15 protein-coding genes are annotated in these 18,217 nt (G+C 49.3%); 7 read left to right on the top strand and 8 right to left on the bottom strand.

The genetic code is table 11. The annotated features are described in order from the left end of the window. Positions 1 to 82: 82 nt before the first annotated feature. Entirely contained in the window at positions 83 to 1,543 is a 1,461-nt protein-coding gene (locus J7619_RS15070) for a gluconokinase (protein WP_291199769.1), read from the top strand. A gap of 64 nt (positions 1,544 to 1,607) precedes the next feature. Here the strand turns inward: J7619_RS15070 and J7619_RS15065 are convergent, their stop codons facing one another. The 3 genes from J7619_RS15065 to J7619_RS15055 form a co-directional block, all read right to left on the bottom strand. Further along, positions 1,608 to 3,983, bottom strand: a complete 2,376-nt coding sequence (locus tag J7619_RS15065) for a TonB-dependent receptor (RefSeq protein ID WP_291199766.1) — start codon at positions 3,981 to 3,983, stop codon at positions 1,608 to 1,610. Between the two features lie 186 nt (positions 3,984 to 4,169). After that, on the bottom strand, positions 4,170 to 4,586 hold the full coding sequence (locus J7619_RS15060) for a cytochrome c (protein WP_291199763.1): 417 nt from the start codon (positions 4,584 to 4,586) through the stop codon (positions 4,170 to 4,172). A gap of 145 nt (positions 4,587 to 4,731) precedes the next feature. Further along, positions 4,732 to 7,008 carry a GH92 family glycosyl hydrolase gene (locus J7619_RS15055; protein WP_291199760.1) on the bottom strand — a complete coding sequence of 759 codons (2,277 nt, stop codon included), beginning with the start codon at positions 7,006 to 7,008 and terminating at the stop codon, positions 4,732 to 4,734. 176 nt (positions 7,009 to 7,184) lie between these two features. Here J7619_RS15055 and hslU point away from each other — a divergent pair, with 176 nt between their 5' ends. Beyond that, complete coding sequence (hslU, locus tag J7619_RS15050) at positions 7,185 to 8,576, top strand: ATP-dependent protease ATPase subunit HslU (protein WP_291199757.1); 1,392 nt, start codon at positions 7,185 to 7,187, stop codon at positions 8,574 to 8,576. Between the two features lie 85 nt (positions 8,577 to 8,661). Here the strand turns inward: hslU and J7619_RS15045 are convergent, their stop codons facing one another. From J7619_RS15045 to fmt, 4 genes are all read right to left on the bottom strand, one after another. Then, the gene (locus tag J7619_RS15045) at positions 8,662 to 9,750 is read right to left on the bottom strand and encodes an alpha/beta hydrolase (RefSeq protein ID WP_291199754.1); all 1,089 of its coding nucleotides are present in this window, start codon (positions 9,748 to 9,750) and stop codon (positions 8,662 to 8,664) included. Between the two features lie 53 nt (positions 9,751 to 9,803). Further along, positions 9,804 to 10,304, bottom strand: coding sequence for a dihydrofolate reductase (locus tag J7619_RS15040; protein ID WP_291199750.1), 501 nt, complete (start codon positions 10,302 to 10,304; stop codon positions 9,804 to 9,806). A gap of 304 nt (positions 10,305 to 10,608) precedes the next feature. Continuing rightward, positions 10,609 to 11,070, bottom strand: a complete 462-nt coding sequence (gene tnpA / locus J7619_RS15035) for an IS200/IS605 family transposase (RefSeq protein WP_291199747.1) — start codon at positions 11,068 to 11,070, stop codon at positions 10,609 to 10,611. Positions 11,071 to 11,112: 42 nt separating this feature from the next. Then, on the bottom strand, positions 11,113 to 12,006 hold the full coding sequence (fmt, locus tag J7619_RS15030) for a methionyl-tRNA formyltransferase (protein WP_409012734.1): 894 nt from the start codon (positions 12,004 to 12,006) through the stop codon (positions 11,113 to 11,115). A 256-nt stretch (positions 12,007 to 12,262) separates the two neighbouring features. On the opposite strand from fmt, the gene greA reads away from it, so the two are divergent. From greA to J7619_RS15005, 5 genes are all read left to right on the top strand, one after another. Further along, entirely contained in the window at positions 12,263 to 12,748 is a 486-nt protein-coding gene (gene greA, locus J7619_RS15025; RefSeq protein WP_291199741.1) for a transcription elongation factor GreA, read from the top strand. Positions 12,749 to 12,945: 197 nt separating this feature from the next. After that, complete coding sequence (locus J7619_RS15020; RefSeq protein WP_291199739.1) at positions 12,946 to 13,269, top strand: hypothetical protein; 324 nt, start codon at positions 12,946 to 12,948, stop codon at positions 13,267 to 13,269. Between the two features lie 34 nt (positions 13,270 to 13,303). Further along, positions 13,304 to 14,374: a M42 family metallopeptidase gene (locus J7619_RS15015; RefSeq protein ID WP_291199736.1), complete on the top strand. Its 1,071-nt coding sequence runs from the start codon at positions 13,304 to 13,306 to the stop codon at positions 14,372 to 14,374. 138 nt (positions 14,375 to 14,512) lie between these two features. Beyond that, positions 14,513 to 15,565, top strand: coding sequence for a PA0069 family radical SAM protein (locus tag J7619_RS15010; protein WP_291199733.1), 1,053 nt, complete (start codon positions 14,513 to 14,515; stop codon positions 15,563 to 15,565). Between the two features lie 112 nt (positions 15,566 to 15,677). Beyond that, complete coding sequence (locus J7619_RS15005; protein WP_291199731.1) at positions 15,678 to 16,940, top strand: DUF1343 domain-containing protein; 1,263 nt, start codon at positions 15,678 to 15,680, stop codon at positions 16,938 to 16,940. A 498-nt stretch (positions 16,941 to 17,438) separates the two neighbouring features. Here J7619_RS15005 and J7619_RS15000 read toward each other — a convergent pair whose 3' ends face one another. Then, a complete protein-coding gene (locus J7619_RS15000) occupies positions 17,439 to 18,173 on the bottom strand; it encodes a LytTR family DNA-binding domain-containing protein (protein ID WP_291199728.1) in 735 nt (244 codons plus the stop codon). Between the last annotated feature and the right edge of the window lie 44 nt (positions 18,174 to 18,217).

Below are 18,217 nucleotides of genomic sequence, written 5' to 3'. Positions count from 1 at the left end.
AAATCCATACTTTTGTTTTAGTAATCACTGACCGTCTTTCCCGCGTGGGGGAATGCAGGTTTTGCTTCTAAAACAATTGCCAATGCCCTATATTATCGGTTGTGATATCGGCACAACAAACGTCAAATCGGTCGCCTTCGATACCGTTTCGGGAGCAATCCTCGCTTCGCATAGTGAAAGTTACGAAATGCAGCATCCGCGGCCGGAGTGGAGTGAGCAGGATCCGGAGGAGATTTTCCAGGCTGCCTGCAAAACGCTGAAAAAGGTGACCGTGAAATGTAAAGGCCATGGCGACCCGGTCGGGATCTGTTTCAGCGCTGCCATGCACGGCGTGCTGGCGCTCGATAAGGACGGAAAGCGACTCACCAACCTTATTATCTGGGCAGACAACCGTAGTGCCGATGTGGCTACTAAATTGCGGGCGTCACAAGTAGGTAAGAAAATCTACCATAACAATGGAACGCCTATCCATGCGATGACGCCTGTGTGCAAGCTGCTTTGGATGAAGGAGAATGCGCCGGATATTTACCGGAAGACGAGCAAGTTCGTGGGCGTGAAGGAGTACATCGTATACAGGCTCACGGGCGAATTTGTAGTGGATTACTCTATTGCTTCCGCTACGGGGATGTTCAATATCCGTGAATTGCGATGGGACGAGTATACATTGAAGAAGCTGGGGCTGAAAGCGGAAAAGCTACCCGAGGCGGTATCGCCCTATCATATTGTAAGACTACCTGGCGATAATCCTGCAAAATTGCCCGAGGGTACGCCACTGATCATGGGTGCGAGCGATGGTTGCCTGGCTAACCTCGGTAGCGGTGCTATCCGTCACGGTTCAATGGCCGTCACGATCGGTACCAGTGCTGCCGTACGGATATGCGCTGCCAAACCTTTCTCCGATCCGCTCATGCAGACATTCTGTTATGTGCTCGATGAAAAAACCTATATCATAGGAGGTCCCTCGAACAACGGAGCCGTCATTTTTGAATGGTTAATGAACACTTTCTTTCCCAAGGAATCGTACGATGCGGTTTTCAAGGAAGCAGAGAGGGTTAAGGCAGGCGCCGAGGGGTTGCTTTTTTATCCATACCTGTTGGGCGAGCGCGCACCGCTTTGGAGCTCCTCGGTGCGTGGCGGCTTTTCGGGGTTGGACATCACGCATACACGTGCGCATTTCGCGCGGGCGGTCATGGAAGGTATTTTGCTGAACCTTTACAGCATTGCCAAAATACTCATGGAAATGCAGGAAATCGATACAATTTATGCCAATGGTGGTTTTGCCCGCAGCGCTACCTGGGTGCAAATGCTTTCGGACGTATTTGGAAAAACAGTGAAACTGAATGAAACCGTTGAAACAGGGGCAGTGGGGGCTGCCATGATGGGATTGAAGGCGCTGGGAGTGGTGAAGGAGTTTTCGGAACTGACTGCCTTTACGCAAGTAGGACAAGCATTTGCGTCCCATAACGACATTCATGAACAATACGACGCACTCGCCGTGAAATTCAGAAAAGGGGCTCAATTGATGATGGCCCACGCAGTGTAATCAGCTTGAGGTACAAAAAAGGCCTCCCGATGGGAAGCCTCTTTGCGTTGATCTAACTATCCTATTAAAACTTGTACGTAACGCTCAAACGGTAGTTTCTTGGAGGATCGGCTTGCCAGTAGTAGGATTTCAGGAAGTCGTAGTAGCCGCCGCTGTACAGGTATTTGTCCAGAATATTGAACACGTTTGCTGTCAAACGGATGTTATTTTTCTCCCAAAACACACCCCCGTCCAGTTTGAAATAATCGGGTTGGTTCAGGCTGGTGTTGGTTGTAGACCAGTTGGTTGTAGCGCGGCCCGCCAGGTAGGTGAAGCCACCCGAAATACCGCTACCTTTCAGTGAACCGTGTTGTACTTTGTAGCTCAACCAGGCGTTGGTTGTATGTTTGGCAAACCCGGGAACCAGGTCGCCTACTGCCATATCTTTTACGCCTTCGCCTACCTTGCTGATTTCGGCAATGGTATAGGCGTAGTTGGCGGTCAGATTCAGGCCGTTGATGATGGTACCACGGAGGTCGAACTCGATGCCTTGCGCTCTTTTCTGGCCCAATTCGATGCTAAGTCCGGAGTTCGGGGCATCAGGATCGCCTGTCAGCTCGTTGTTTTTCAGAATGCGGTAAAATGCAAGTGTCGTGTTCCAGCGGCCTTCTGCCCAGTCGCGCTTAATACCCAATTCGGTGTTATTACCCGTTACAGGTTTTACCGAACCACCATTTTTTAACCGGCCGGATTGCGGAATGAATGCCTGGTCGTACAAGGCGTACAACGAGGTATTCTTAGTGAGTGAAATGCTTAATCCGATGCGGGGAGTGAGCCGCTTGGCCTCTTTATTAGGGCCGCCGTATTCCGATTGCTTTACATAGGTATAGCGACCGGCTAGTGTCAGGCGGATTCGGTTATCGAGGAAGCCCAGCTCATCTTGCAGGTAAATGCCTGTATAGTCCTGATTCTGCAAACCACCACCTGCCGCCGCGCGGGATTCAAGATCCATTGAACGGTCGAATTTCGGATAGCCCATTACTGGTGTGCCATAATAAGGGTTTTTGGGGTCAAATTCAGCGCCCACAGAATCCAGCGAATAGGATTGCGACCAGTCGGCGAAGTAATTTTTGCTACCCACATCGATGCCTCCCAGAATGCGGTGCCTCACTGCGCCGGTTTTTACATCACCATTTACAAACACCTGCCCAAGCGTCATTTCGCTTTTCGCGTCCCAGAGACCGACATTGCGGTAAATAAGACCATTCGCCTTCACCGAATCCGGCCACATGCTGGCGCCATTCAGCTGATAGTTGAAATAACCTACTTGTGCCGTCAGTTTCCAGTTAGGATTAAATTGGTGCTGCAAATTCACAAAAACGCTCTGGTCTTTAATTTTTGTAGGGGCCAGGCCCGGAGGCATGGTCGTAAAATCACGCGGGAGCGTAGCGTAACCTTCGGGTGAGAACACATAAAACGATCCCACGTTCGACATTTTCGCGTATTGGAGTGTGTATTCAGCGGTTAGTTTCGTTTTCTCGTCGATTTGGTAAGAGATTACCGGGGCAATGCTGTAACGGTCGTTGTATTCATAGGCACGGAACGAACCTTTGTTTTGCGCAGCCACATTGAGGCGGTACAGGAACTTGCTGTCCTTGCTGAGCTTACCATCGAGGTCGAGGGTAGCGCGGTAAAGGCCGAAGCTACCTATATTGAAGCCAACTTCGCCTTTGGTCTGGCCGGTCGGTTTTTTGGTCACTACGTTATACAAACCGCTTGGGTCGCCGTTTGCAAGCATAAATCCGGCAGGACCTTTCACGAATTCGATGTGATCGACAAAGCTCATATCTTCGGTCAATGGCCCCCAGTAGGAATTCACTACGTTGAAGCCATTGCGGAATGCCTGAATCTGAGAGCCGCGCATGCTGATGTTAGCGTACATATCACCCCAGTGTTCGAGGCGGACTGCACCGCTGACGTTGCGGATCAAGCCATCGCTCATGCTGATCACCTGCTGGTCGGCCAATACTTTTGAAGTAACAACCTGCACGTTCTGAGGAGTTTCCAGTATCGGTGTAAGGAGTTTCATGCTGGAAGAAAACTGGTCCGACTTGTAAGTTGTACCACTTTTGACGATCACTTCCTGCAATTCGTTAGCACTTTCGGAGAGGGTGAAAGAAACACTCACCGTTTCGCCCGCCGCTACTTCCACTTCCTTTTCCTGGGTAGCCAATCCGACGAAGCTTACGAGCAATGTGTGGGTTCCGGGTTTGATTCTTTCAATTGTGAATTTTCCTTGATTGTCCGAGACGGCACCGCGGGCAGTTCCTTTAATTCCGACTGAAACCTGCTCAGCCGGTTGCCCGTCCGAGCTCAGTATCTGTCCTGATATTCTGCCGTTTTGCGCCAATGCGGAGACACTTGCCAGCAGGAATAGGAAGAAAATATAAAATCTTTTCATTTATCTAAAATTGGACTAAATAGTTAACGAGCCGCAAATATCAGTCGGGAATTCTTATGAGGCAAGGTTTTATTTAGATTTATTTAAAATAGTAGTAAACTCTCTGTTACATAGGAATTTTAGCCATAAAAAAAGCCGCACCGTCCGTTGGAACAATGCGGCTGCAATTGGCTTCGATGGTTGTTGTTACTTTTCTTCGGCCGGTTTTATGGCTGCCACCATTTTCACGGTGATCATTTTCTTGTCCGACGAATTGCCCCATGAGTTCATAATGTAGTTCATCACATCGGCGACCTGCTCATTGGCAAGACCCGGCTCGGGCATCATATTGTCATAGGATACGCCATTCACAGTCACTTTTCCGATCAGTCCGAATTTGATCGCCTGGATCGCATTCTCGGGTGTTTTCATCAGGTAATCCGATTTGGCGAGCGGCGGAAAAGTGGCTGTAATGCCTTCACCCGTGCCCATATGGCAGGAAATACAGTTTTCGGAATAGATCATTTTGCCGCGCTCGATGCTTTTTGCGAGCTCGTCGTCCTGGTCGGGTGCAATGGCGGCGCAGAAGATCGTGGCGGAAAGTAATGTCAGTAATAGTTTCATGGTGATGTTTGGTTGAGATAGTGGGTTAAATGGTGCGAAGCTCCTGCTTCGCATACACTATTCGCAGGCCTCTGGCCGGTCGGGTATGTAAGACCGGCCGGAGGCCTGCGAATAGTCGGCACGAAGCAGGAGCTTCGCGCCATTGTTACTTCGTTAACGAGAAAGGCGCTGCCTCCGGTTTGGTGCCCCAGCTTTTCGAAGGCTTGCCGCTCAGGTCGAATTGTACGCTTCCGCCTTTCTGAATGTCGCTGTGCTCGAGGTAAGTTTTATCATAAGATTTGCCATTCAGCTTCGCGCCCTGGATGTACAGGTTGCTTTCGCTGCTCGCAGGCGCCTCGATCGTGAATTTCTTACCGTCTTCCATGGTCAACGTGGCCTTTTTGAACAACGGCGAGCCGATCACGTATTGTGTCGTGCCCGGCGTGACAGGGTAGAAGCCTAGCGAAGAGAAAACGTACCAGGCCGAGGTCTGGCCATTATCTTCGTCACCGCAGTAACCGTCCGGCGCCGCCTGATAGAGTCGCTTCATCACCTGACGCGTCCAGTATTGTGCCTTGTCGGGCGCACCTGCGTAGTTGTACAGATAAATCATGTGCTGGATCGGCTGGTTACCGTGTGCGTAGTTCCCCATGTTCATAATCTGCATTTCGCGGATTTCGTGGATAGGGAAGCCGTAGTAGCTGTCGTCGAACACCGGCGGCAATGTGAAAACGGTATCCAGTTTCTGCACAAATGCTTCACGGCCTCCTACCAGGTTGATCAATCCTTTCACATCCTGGAACACCGACCAGGTGTAGTGAATGCTGTTGCCTTCGGTAAATGCGTCTCCCCATTTGAATGGGTTGAATGGCGACTGGAACTTGCCATCCTTATTCTTGCCGCGCATCCATTTCGTTTCCGGGTCGAACAGGTTTTTGTAGTTCTGGCTTCTTTTCAGGTACAGATCTACCTCTGTTTGCGGTTTTTTCAATTCTTTGGCCAGCTGCGCGATACAGAAATCAGCGTAAGCATATTCCAGGGTCCGGGCGGCATTCTCATTGATTTTTACATCATAAGGAACATAACCCAGTTCATTATAATACTCATGTCCGAAACGGCCTACCGAACTTACGGGACCAGCATTCTGCGTATTTTTCAGAATAGCTTCATACAGTTTGTTAATATCGTAGCCACGGATGCCCTTGATATAAGAATCGGCAATCAGTGAAGCCGAGTTTGAGCCGATCATACAGTCGCGGTGTCCGGGGCTGGCCCATTCGGGCAGGAAGCCGCTCTCATCATACGCATTGGCCAGGCCTTCCATGATATGCGCATTCAATGTCGGGTACATGAGTGTGAAGAATGGGAACACCGCACGGAAAGTATCCCAGAAACCATTGTCGGTAAACATATAACCCGGACGTACTTCGCCATTGTAGGGGCTGTAATGCACGACCTTGTTGGCCTTATCCATTTCATAGAACTTGCGTGGGAACAACAGTACGCGGTAGAGGCAGGAATAGAATGTGCGGATCTGATCGATATTGTCCCCTTCGACTTTGATACGCGACAGCTCCGCGTTCCATGCCTGTTCGCCTTTCGCCTTGGTAGCGTCGAAAGAATCGTTGCCCAGTTCGCGCTGAAGGTTCAACTCGGCTTGCTCGGGGCTGATGAACGACGAGGCCACTTTGATGCCTACCTGCTCGCCTCTTTTTGTTTTAAAACCAACTACCGCACCTACGTGCGCCGCGCTGAGTTCCAGCGTGTCTTTTGCGAGTGTTTGGCCGTGGAATGCGGAGGAGAAGGTGAATGGTTTATCAAAAACCAAAACAAAGTAGTTCTTGAAGTTCGCCGGTACGCCGCCACTGTTTTTGGTAGTATAACCAATGATCTTGCGCTCTTTTGGAAGCACTTTTACGTAGGAACCCCTGTCGAATGCGTCGAGAAGTACGTAAGAGGTATCCGCTTTCGGGAATGTGATGCGGAACTGCGCGGCACGTTCGGTGGGTGCGATTTCCGTGGTAACGTCGTAATCCGCCAGATATACCTTATAATAATGGGGCTTGGCAGTCTCGGCTTTGTGTGAGAACCAGCTGGCGCGGCTTTCTTCGTCGATTTTTAGCTTGCCGGTAACCGGCATGATCGCGAACTGGCCGTAATCGTTGATCCAGGGGCTGGGCTGGTGGGTTTGCTTGAAACCCCGGATCTTCTCTGCGTCATACATGTAAGCCCATCCGTCGCCCATTTTACCGGTTTGGGGCATCCAGAAGTTCATTCCCCACGGCAGGGCAATCGCCGGGTAAGTGTTACCGGCCGACAAGCTGAATTTCGATTGCGTACCCATCAGCGGGTTTACATAATCGACCAGATTGGCGGTACCTTGCCCGTAGGATAATTGCAGTGAGGCAATAACGGTAAAAAGGCAGGACAGGAGTTTTTTCATGTTGGGGATAATTCTTTTTTATATTGGTTTCGGAATTATAAATGCAGGGACAAAAGTAATCGAAGGGGAGAGAACAAAAAGTAAAGCCGTCAAAGATTTCCCATCGGCAGGTTTTCTGCCATTTTGTACCGGCATAATTCTTTTTAATGTTAGGTTTTGAATCCATAGCAATCAACATGACAGAACACCTTAACCGCCTTACGCCGCGTCAGATCGTTTTCGAGCTCGACCAATATATCATCGGACAAAATGACGCAAAACGCAATGTGGCGATCGCATTGCGGAACCGGTGGAGGCGAATGAACAGTCCTGAGGACATTCAACGGGAGATTATCCCGAACAACATATTGATGATCGGGGCTACCGGAGTCGGTAAAACCGAGATCGCCCGCCGGCTGGCTAAAATCGCCGACGCACCATTTGTGAAAGTGGAAGCCTCCAAGTTTACGGAAGTTGGCTATGTCGGCCGCGACGTCGAAAGTATGGTCCGCGACCTTGTGGAACAGGCGGTAGGCATGGTACGTACCCAGAAAAAGGAAGAGGTGAAGATCAAGGCCGAACAGGCAGTGGAAGACATCATCCTCGATGCATTGATCCCGCCGGTTCACGGTTCAGGAGCGGTGAAGCCGGTATCCGACAACGGTTCTGAGGAAATGCCGCAAAGCGACGCGGAGCTCAACCAGCGCACCCGCGAGCGTTTCCGAGAGAAGATCCGCAACGGGGAGCTCGATAGCCGAAAAATCGAAATCGAAGTCCAGCAAAATCAGGTGCCCAATGTTGGCATGATAGGCGGGGCCGTCGATGACGTTTCGATGATGAATATCCAGGAGATGATCGGTAACATGATGCCGCGCCGGGGAAAAAAACGGAAGGTAACCGTGGAGGAAGCACGCAAGTTGCTTTTGGACGAAGAGGCGTCGAAGCTGATCGACATGGACGAGGTAAAGCTGGAAGCCATTAAAAAGGCAGAAAACCTGGGCATTATATTTATTGACGAGATCGACAAAGTAGCATCCAGCCGCTCCGGCGGAAGCGGCCCCGACGTGAGCCGTGAAGGTGTACAGCGCGATTTGCTGCCGATCGTGGAAGGAAGTTCGGTGAATACCAAACACGGCGTGATCCAGACCGATCACATTCTCTTTATCGCAGCTGGTGCTTTCCATGTTTCCAAACCGTCCGACCTCATTCCTGAGCTTCAGGGGCGTTTCCCAATCCGGGTAGAACTCAACAGTCTTACGGAAAGTGATTTTTACCAAATCCTGAAAGCACCTAAAAACGCGTTGACGAAACAGTACGCCGCTATGATGGAATCAGAAGGGGTAGAACTGGAATTTGAAGACGGCGCATTACGCGAAATCGCCCGTATCGCATTCGAAGTAAACAGCGAAGTCGAGAATATCGGTGCCCGCCGTCTCCAAACCGTCATGAGCTCACTCCTCAATGATTTTATGTTCGATATCCCGGACGTCATCGGCGACGGCTCACATATCGCTATCACCGCGGAAATGGTGCAGGAGAGATTGTCGGCACTGGTGAAGAACAGGGATCTGAGTCAGTATATTCTTTAAAAAGGAGGAAAGGGAACAAAGAGGAAGGGGAGGATGGACTTTTTGCTTCCATTTTCCCTTTCCTCCATCCTCCCTTTCTTCCCATTTAGTAAAACAACCACTCAAAAGCCTTTGGGAACTCCTGGCTCCATTGCTTTTCGGCGTGTTCGCCCCGGGCGTCTACGGAGGATTTGATTTTTACTCGGCTGTAACCAAAACTTTGGGTTTCGAGCGTTTCTTGTAGTTTGGTGACGTTCGGGATCATGTGGGTGCCTTCCTTCCCGCCGGCATAGAGATAAATACGCGTTTCGAACGGCTCGAAGAAATGCACGGCGTCGAAGTAGATTTTTTCGGAAATCCACAGGGCCGGAGAAAATACCATGAACTTGCCGAATGTCTGCGGGAACATCAGCGCCGCATAAGCACTTAACAATCCTCCCACAGAACTTCCACCAATACCGGTGTTCAGCCGATCCGATTTTGTGCGGTATTTGTCGTCGATATGCGTTTTGAGCGGGCCGGCGATAAATTGCAAAAATCTGGCACCATACCCTTTGCCAAGCTTGGCATTGTCGTACGGTGAAAGTTCCTGGACGCGATCCTCTTCACCGTGGTCGATGGCAACGATGATCACACCGGCCTTATGTTCCTTTGCAAGTTCTGCCAGGCTTTTGTCTATTTCCCAATTACCATATTCCGAACCCTTGCCAAACAGGTTCTGGCCGTCGGTCATGTAAAGAACCGGGTAATGCTGGTCGGGGTTTTCGTAATAGTCGTGTGGAAGGAGCACACGTACACGACGCGTGCGGTTAAACTGGGTGATTTCAAATGCTTCCGAAACCGTTTCAACGATAGGCGAAAGGTTTGTTTTGCTTGAAATGTCAGATTGCCAGCGGATTACATTGTCTTTGACGAATGTTTCGCCTGCTTTGATGAACCGATTGCCATAGGGACGGCCTGCGCGGTCGAGCTCTACCTGGTTCCAGCCGCCGCGGGTATATTTATATTCGATCGGATCGGGTAACTCAGCGTCTTCGGGGAATTGAAAACGGTAGTTGCCCGGACTTACAATTGTCATCCGGTACTCTTCCAGGTCGGGGAGCCACTTGCAGAAATTGCCAGTGATAAAGACCGGACGATTATCGAAAGGTATTGTGCTTAGTTCAATGGTAAGGGTGTCAACTTCTACTTGCATTCTACTCTTGTACTTTCATTGAGTCACTATGGGTTACGAGGGCACAAAAGTACTTATTTATCAGCTTTTTTAATATAATTAATGAATTCAAATGGAAAAAAATGACGCTCGTCAGGCTCGTGGAGGGCTCTTTCGGTCTCGGTCCAGGCCCCGGGGTTTTCGATTTCGAAAAAAGTGTCGCCTTCGATTTTGGTATGTACCCTGGTCAGGTAAATGTGGGTGGCAATAGCTTGCGATTGTCGGTAAATCTCGCCGCCGCCTACAATGCAAACTTCCTCGCCGTCTATTTCTGCTGCTTTTTTCAGCGCTTCTTCCAATGAATGCGCCACCACCACTCCCTCGAACGTAAAATCCGGACTTCTTGTGATCACAATAGATGTCCTCCCCGGCAGCGGTTTCCCGATCGACTCGAATGTTTTTCGGCCCATAATCATCGGGTGCCCCAATGTAAGTTGTTTGAAACGTTTCAGATCGTCCGGCAATCGCCAGAGTAGCTGGTTGTCCTTCCCGATCGCGCCATTTTCAGCGGCGGCTACGATGATTGAAATTTTCATGCAGGTGGTGAATGTTTTTGCAAAGATGTATTGAAATGCGGTTTTGGCGTTTCGCATTCGTAGATTTTGTTTTAATCTGGCGTCGCGATTTAAGGATCAATGTTTCGAACGGTAATCGGGGAGTAGCCAAACAATGCCGTTAGGCATGTAATATCGGTAGTAAAACGTGCCTGCCGAATTGTTCAGCAATGCCCTTGGGCATGTAACGACAATGCGCGCTGTTGTTGCATCCCTGCCGGGATTTCCAGACGCGTCGTTGGTGATGTTTCTACCAATATTACATCGCTAACGCGATTCGCTGCTTCTATTCCGGCGATTTGAACACGTATCGCTCATCGTATTCAACCTCGAACTTTTCCAAAAACGACAAATACTCTTGCCGAAACGTCATTTTGCGATGGTGATCGTTTTGCGTCTGGATATAACTGATCACATTGGGCACCTGCGATTTGGAATAAGAGAAGACGCCATAGCCGGCCTGCCACTCAAACCGGCTATCGCAAGAGCGATTGACGTTGATCCACTGCGACGAATCTGCCTTCACATCCTGCATGAAATCTCCGATAGATTGGGTGGTCCGAAACCCGATCAACATATGAACATGATCGCTCATGCCGTTGATTGCGATCATTTTGTGCTGCCTGGCTTCTACGATGCCAGTAATGTATTTGTACAAAGGAGTTTCCCAACTGGAGTGGATCAATGCTTGCCGGTACTTAGGCGCAAATATGAAATGCAGGTGAACCTGTGAATACGTATTAGCCATGATATAGATGTGTGTAAAAGTGTACTATCAAATATGGGAGCTTTAGAGCTTATACCCCCTCAAAAAATCGCCAACCGCCATCCGTTTCTTTCCTTCAATCTGCAACTCTTCGATAGCGAGCCAACCGTTGCCTGTGCGGAAATGCAGATAAGATTTTCCATCGGAAAGGTACTCGCCGGGTTGGGCATGGCCCTGGGATTCCACGACTTTGGTCTTGAATACCTTGCAGGAAAGTCCATTCAGCGTTGTCCAGGCGGCCGGGTAAGGTGAAAGGCCTCTTACAAAGTTGTGGATTTCGGTAGCCGGCTTGTTCCAATCGATTTCGCAGGTTTCGCGGAAGATTTTCGGGGCGGATTTAATGTCCTCGGGCTCGGATTGCGGCTCCTGCGGATAGTTGCCGGCTTCGATGGCCTGTACGGTTTTTACGACCAGGTTCGCGCCCTTGCGCATGAGGCGTTCATATACTGTACCCGCATTGTCCTCGGGGAAAATAGGCTCCCTGTCCTGGAAGATGATCTTGCCGGTGTCGATATCCTTTTCGATGAAGAACGTGGTTACGCCGGTTTCGGTTTCGCCGTTGATGACAGCCCAGTTGATGGGCGCCGCGCCGCGGTACTGGGGCAGGAGGGAACTGTGCAGGTTGAATGTGCCCTTCGAAGGCATGTTCCATACCACTTCGGGAAGCATCCGAAATGCTACTACCACCTGCAAATCGGCGTTGTAGGATTTCAGCTCTTCGAGGAAGGCCGGGTTTTTCAATTTTTCAGGCTGCAACACAGGGATGCCCTGGGATTCTGCGTATATTTTGACAGGTGAAGCCGTTTGCTTTTGCCCCCTGCCCGCTGGCTTATCGGGGACGGTGACGACGGCTACAACATTAGAATTGCTTTCGACCAGACTTTGTAAACTTGGGACGGCAAATTCGGGCGTCCCCATAAAAATAATTCTCAGCGGATTTGACATGACAGATGGCGCTTTTGGATAAAAATGGTGCTACCATTCACAAATATTGTTAATTTTGTCGTTCTTAACAGAAAATTATGGTGAACACAAAATCATATATCAACCGAAAAGAAAAGGTCTTCTAGCCTTCTACGAGAGTTTCGTTAACTCTGTAGAGCGGTCTTTGAGCCGTTCTTTTTTTTTATGTAGAATTTCAAAAATTAAAAGACTTATAAACAAAATAAAGGTCATGGCTAAAATTTCATACTATACGGAAGAAGGACTTACCAAGCTGAGGAACGAGCTGAATGAGATGAAAACCAAAGGCCGCACGGAGATTGCACGACAAATTGCAGAAGCGCGGGACAAAGGTGATTTAAGTGAAAATGCAGAATACGACGCGGCCAAGGACGCGCAGGGTATGCACGAAATGAAAATCGCCAAACTGGAAGAAATCCTGTCCAACGCACGGGTGATCGATGAGTCGTCAATGGATACCTCACAGGTTTCGGTCCTTTCGAAGGTGAAGATCAAAAACCGTAAGAATGGAATGGAAGTGACCTACACGCTGGTGTCGGAAGAAGAGGCTGATTTGAAAGCCGGCAAAATCTCGGTGGGCTCGCCGATCGGCAAAGGCCTTTTGGGTAAGAAAGTTGGAGAAACCACGGAAATCAAGGTTCCTGCGGGTATGATGGAGTTTGAAGTACTCGATATCAGCCGTTTCAGCGGGGAGTAAGTTTCTTTTAGATATGAAAGGTTGGGTTGCGGAACGAGCTGTTTCGCAACCCGATTTTTTTGTGGAGATTTGGAAGACCATGGACGACCGACTATGGACCATGGCTTGCGAATGGATGTAAAAGTATCATGGTCTATGGTCGGCGGTCCATGGTCAATTAACAAATCGTTAACCGCCGGCACAAACGTCACACATCTATGCGCCTCAAAGGCTTTCTCCTCAATGTACCATCGCTGCGCGTCGACGGAATGGCGTTGTTTCCATTCATTCTGTCGAAACGGAAGACCCCTTCGGAGGTCTTTCTCAATCACGAGCGCATTCATTTGAAGCAACAGCTTGAACTCGGGCTGGTTATCTTTTATGTGTGGTATTTGCTGGAATATTTAATCCGATTCGTACAATTCAGGAAACATTATTTAGCCTATCTTCATATTTCGTTTGAAAGGGAAGCCTACGCCCACGAGCACGACCCCGGCTATCTGCGGAAGCGTCGTTTCTGTGCCTGGTGGAAGTACCTTTGAGGATGCAGTTTTAGTCGTTATTTAAATTAAACGTATGTCAGATCAGAGCACAGAGTTTCTTTATAAGTACCTGAACAATGCTTCGCCTACCGGCTTCGAATCGACCGGGCAGCAGCTATGGCTCGACTATATCAAGCCATATATTGAAGAACAGATTATCGATGTGTATGGAACGGCGGTGGGCGTTATCGGCCCGGGCCAGGACTACAAGGTGGTGATCGAGGCGCATTCCGACGAGATTTCGTGGTTTGTGAACTACATTTCGGAAGATGGCTACATCCACGTGCGCCGCAACGGTGGTTCGGATGCGGCTATTGCGCCCTCGATGCGGGTAAACTTGCATACGGCCAAGGGAGTGGTGAAAGGTGTTTTCGGCTGGCCGGCCATCCATGTGCGCGACGTCGCCAAAGACCAGGTGCCTAAAGTGCACGAGCTTTTCATCGACGTGGGCGCTGCCAAGAAGGATGAGGTGCTTGAAATGGGTATCCACGTCGGTACCGTGGTGACTTTTGCGGACGGCCTCGATGAGCTGAATGGTAAATATTACCTAGGTCGCGCGCTCGACAACCGCATGGGCGGATACATGATCGCGGAGGTAGCGCGTATGTTGCACGAGAACAATGTGAAACTGCCGTTTACATTGTATGTGGTCAATGCGGTACAGGAGGAAATCGGCTTGCGCGGTGCGGAGATGATTTCGCGTCGCCTGAAACCCGATCTGGCAATTTGTACGGATGTAACGCACGACACGCAGTCGCCGATGTATAATAAAAAGGAACAAGGCGACCTGAAATGCGGCAGCGGGCCGGTGATTTGCTATGGTCCGGCAGTACAGAACAATGTCCGCGACCTGCTGATCCGAGTGGCTGAGGAGAAGAGCATTCCGTTCCAGCGCCAGGCGGTAAGCCGCTCGACGGGCACCGATACGGATTCATTTGCTTACTCTACCGAGGGGATAGCATCTGCATTGATCTCATTACCATTGAAATACATGCACACCACCGTGGAAATGGTTTCCAAAGAGGATGTGCAGAATGTCATACAACTGATGTACGACGTCCTGCTGTCGCTGAAAGGTGACGAGGATTTTCGGTATATTAAGTAAGATGTCAATGTCAGGCTGAGCGAAGTCGAAGGACCGCGGCGACAACGCATGCGCTTCGACTGCGCTCAGCGTGACATTCGACACCACACACACCTTTCGTTAGCATACTTCATAACTTCATCAACTTACTGGAAAACAATGGATAACCGGGCACGCGGGCGCGGGGCTGCTATCAACACGCCCAACAAATTCTTCAAGCACGAGATCGAGTACACCTCCGAGGACTGGCAGCAATGGGAAGATCAGGAGGTAAATCCCAAAACACAATTTATCGAAGAGGAATCCAAGACGCTCATGAGCGTTTCGGAAAGTCCTGATTTGCCCAATTTTCATTCGATCAACCCTTACCGGGGTTGCGAGCACGGGTGCATTTACTGCTATGCCCGTAATTCGCATGAATACTGGGGTTTTTCGGCGGGGCTCGATTTTGAAACCAAAATTGTGGTCAAAAAGAATGCGCCGCAATTGCTGGAAAAGCTCTTTAATTCCAAAAAGTGGGTACCGCATAATATTCATATTTCAGGGAATACCGATTGCTACCAGCCGGGAGAAAAGAAGTACCGGATTACCCGGCAGTTGTTGGAAATATGCCTGCGGTACCGTAATCCGGTCAGCATTCTCACCAAAAATGCGTTGATTCTCCGTGATATCGATGTGTTGGAAAAAATGGCTAAACTGAACCTCGTGCATGCCGCGCTTTCAATTACTTCGCTCAATGAGGAACTGCGCAGCGCATTGGAACCACGCACGGTTACGGGCAAACGACGTTTGCAGGTGCTGAAAACATTAAGTGACGCGGGTATTCCGATGGGTGTCATGACAGCGCCAATCATTCCCGGTTTGAACGACCAGGAAATACCTGCGCTCATCCAGGCGATTGCCGAAAATGGTGCATTATGGTCGCATTACACAGTAGTGCGGCTGAATGGCGCGATCGCTACATTGTTCGACGAATGGATCCACCACCACTTCCCCGACCGGGCGGCGAAGGTTTTGAGCCAGATCAAGGAATGCCACGGAGGCGTTGTGAACGATTCCCGTTTTGGGATCCGAATGGTGGGAGAGGGTAGTTTCGCGGAGCACATCCGGCAGTTGCATGAACATTCTTGCCGGAAATATCTTGCAGGGCGTGAATTGCCCCCATTGGATACTTCTCAGTTTATGCGGGCAGGGCAGATGAAGCTGTTTTAGTTTTAACGCCACGTCTACGGCCGACCGAAGGCACGAATAATACACGAAATTCGTGTTGTTCGTGTCTTCGTGGCATTAAAAACCCTAATTTGCTACTCCTAAATCTGACCCCATGAAAACATTAGCCCTGGCCGTAGGCCTTACAGCCGCATTAGCAGCGAACAGCAACTGCGTAAATTCCACATCCCAGAAGGGACCGGCCTTGGCCGATTCACTTTCCGCAGCACCCGAAGATCTAACCAGAGCCAAAGGCCCAACCACCGGTGCCGATCAGATTTCTCAATATGTCGATTATCTGAAAGGCAAAAAAATCGGAATCGTTGTAAACCAGACATCCATTATAGGCACAAAGCCAATCGTCGACAGTCTGGTGGCATTGGGCGTGAACATCGTCACCATTTTCGGCCCGGAGCATGGTTTCCGCGGCACAGCCAGTAACGGCGATAAAGTGAACGACAGCGTGGATCCCAAGACCGGCATCCCGGCGATCTCACTTTATGGTAAGCTCAAAAAGCCCACCAAAGAGCAGATGGCGGCCATCGACCTGATGATCTTTGACATCCAGGACGTGGGCGCGCGCTTTTACACGTATATCAACACGCTCGGGCACGTGATGGAAGCGTGTGCGGAGAATAACAAGGAAATGCTCATTCTCGACAGACCTAATCCGAATGGCTTCCTGGTCGATGGGCCCATTCTGGAAGATCACCTGCATTCGGGGATCGGGATGTATAAAATTCCTATTTCGCATGGCCTCACCATTGCCGAATTCGCACAAATGATCAATGGAGAAGGCTGGCTCCCCGACAAAATGCAGTGTAAGTTGAAGATCATCAAAGTCGCCAACTACACGCATGATACGCCTTACGTGCTACCCGTAATGCCATCCCCCAACCTCAATACGCAGCAATCGGTAATGCTGTACCCGCATATCTGTATGTTCGAAGGCACTATTCTGAGCCAGGGACGGGGGACCTATATGCCCTTTACGGTATTGGGAGCACCGCTGCTGAAAGGTAAATATGACTTTACTTTTACCCCGCATAGCATCAAAGGGATGAGTGAAACGCCGCTGCACCAGGATAAGGAGTGCTATGGCCTCGATTTACGAAAATACGACTTGAAAGATATCCGCAAAAGTGGCAAGCTCCATCTGAAATGGCTCATCGAACTCTATAAAGCCTATCCTGAGAAAGAGAAGTTCTTCGACATGAGCCAAAGCAAGCAAATGGGCAACTTTGACAAGTTGGCAGGGACTGAAAACCTCAAAAAACAGATTATCGCCGGAGCGTCGGAAGAAGAGGTCCGCAAAAGCTGGGAACCTGGGCTGGGACAATTCAAAGAAATGCGGAAGAAATACCTGATCTACCCCTGACAAATCCCGACCACACTTGACAACACCTGACTACCCCCTGACCATACTCTACAATGTCTGTCGATTGGCTGAAAATCAATGGCTTACAGAAACAAAACATCCCAGAGGAAGCCCCCGGGGATGTTCAATTATTCTCAACGATATTTAATTAAAACTGATAGCGATTTAGTTTAGGTTTGGTATGGTAAATATGGTGTGCGTTTGAGAAACAAATGTGTGCATAATGCTCAGTATCATGCCAAATATGCTCAATCGACCGTAATTACGTTTTTTGGAGTGAAACAGATGCCTGGACCTCAGAAAAATTTTAAAATTTATTGAAGCCCAGGCCTTCTGTCGGGGTAAAGTATATATGTAATAATAGAAGAGGGTGTTTACGTGCTATAAAATTAATTCGCACTTAACTCCTCAACAAATCAAAGTGGTGAAGTATAGCTTTTATGGGGTGAAGCCGGGGAAACCGTAAGTAACCATTTTTTCTACGGTTTGTACTATTTATCAGGAGAAAGTTCTGATGCGGCTCAGCAGTTCAGTCCGGTTATCGTTCGTGATCGGGATCTCAATGTCGTTGATCATCACGTGCACGTAATCGATAGCTGTAATGGCGTTCAGGTTGATGATGAACGACTTATGTACCCTGAAAAAATAGTTGGTAGGAAGTTGCTGAAGCATGTTTTTCAGCGTCTCACGGATCGTATATTTCTTCTTGGTAGTGTGCAGCTCAAGGTAGTTGTCGTCGCTCCGGATGTATAGGATATCCGTCAGCATGATCTTGGTAAACATATGTTTTTCCTTGATGAACAGCGCGTCTTTGATCACCGTCGTATCCTCTTTCTCCTCCGAAGTAGTTTCACCCGCCAGTGCCGCCAGGCGATAGTTCTTCAGTGCAAGCTTAACAGCCGTGTAGACGGTAATTTTCTGAAAAGGTTTTTGTAAAAATGCATGGGGCGCAGCCTGCAATGCCGCATTCACCACTGCAATATCCTCATGGGCCGACAAAAAGAGAAAAGGGATCTTGAAATTTTCCCGGATGTAATGCGCCAGGTCTATTCCGGTTTGGTAGCCATTCAGGTTAATATCCAGCACGGCGAGGTGGAAAACCTTGCTGTGGAGAATTTCAGTGGCAGTCGTATAGTCGGTCGCGATATCGTTTGCGTCGTAACCGAAACCATTGAGCAAAAATTGGAGATGTTTCGCAATGATAAAGTCGTCCTCAACGATTAGAATATTCATCTTTGGTATAAGTAGTCAGCCTTTGCCCGTCTTAAAAGTGATGA

The sequence above is a fragment of the Dyadobacter sp. genome, assembly GCF_017744695.1.
Taxonomy (GTDB): Bacteria; Bacteroidota; Bacteroidia; order Cytophagales; family Spirosomataceae; genus Dyadobacter.
The sequence above is the reverse complement of the archived record's forward strand: the minus strand, read 5'-3'. Positions and strand labels throughout refer to the sequence as shown.

Excerpts from the sequence above, each read along its gene's own strand:
- tnpA (WP_291199747.1), bottom strand. The coding sequence starts at position 11,070 with ATGGCTAATACGTATTCACAGGTTCACCTGCATTTCATATTTGCGCCT.
- J7619_RS15000 (WP_291199728.1), bottom strand. The coding sequence starts at position 18,173 with ATGAATATTCTAATCGTTGAGGACGACTTTATCATTGCGAAACATCTC.
- J7619_RS15045 (WP_291199754.1), bottom strand. The coding sequence starts at position 9,750 with ATGCAAGTAGAAGTTGACACCCTTACCATTGAACTAAGCACAATACCT.
- J7619_RS15020 (WP_291199739.1), top strand. The coding sequence starts at position 12,946 with ATGCGCCTCAAAGGCTTTCTCCTCAATGTACCATCGCTGCGCGTCGAC.
- J7619_RS15015 (WP_291199736.1), top strand. The coding sequence starts at position 13,304 with ATGTCAGATCAGAGCACAGAGTTTCTTTATAAGTACCTGAACAATGCT.
- J7619_RS15070 (WP_291199769.1), top strand. The coding sequence starts at position 83 with ATGCCCTATATTATCGGTTGTGATATCGGCACAACAAACGTCAAATCG.
- J7619_RS15055 (WP_291199760.1), bottom strand. The coding sequence starts at position 7,008 with ATGAAAAAACTCCTGTCCTGCCTTTTTACCGTTATTGCCTCACTGCAA.
- J7619_RS15010 (WP_291199733.1), top strand. The coding sequence starts at position 14,513 with ATGGATAACCGGGCACGCGGGCGCGGGGCTGCTATCAACACGCCCAAC.
- J7619_RS15040 (WP_291199750.1), bottom strand. The coding sequence starts at position 10,304 with ATGAAAATTTCAATCATCGTAGCCGCCGCTGAAAATGGCGCGATCGGG.
- J7619_RS15065 (WP_291199766.1), bottom strand. The coding sequence starts at position 3,983 with ATGAAAAGATTTTATATTTTCTTCCTATTCCTGCTGGCAAGTGTCTCC.
- J7619_RS15060 (WP_291199763.1), bottom strand. The coding sequence starts at position 4,586 with ATGAAACTATTACTGACATTACTTTCCGCCACGATCTTCTGCGCCGCC.
- J7619_RS15005 (WP_291199731.1), top strand. The coding sequence starts at position 15,678 with ATGAAAACATTAGCCCTGGCCGTAGGCCTTACAGCCGCATTAGCAGCG.
- fmt (WP_409012734.1), bottom strand. The coding sequence starts at position 12,006 with ATGGGGACGCCCGAATTTGCCGTCCCAAGTTTACAAAGTCTGGTCGAA.
- greA (WP_291199741.1), top strand. The coding sequence starts at position 12,263 with ATGGCTAAAATTTCATACTATACGGAAGAAGGACTTACCAAGCTGAGG.
- hslU (WP_291199757.1), top strand. The coding sequence starts at position 7,185 with ATGACAGAACACCTTAACCGCCTTACGCCGCGTCAGATCGTTTTCGAG.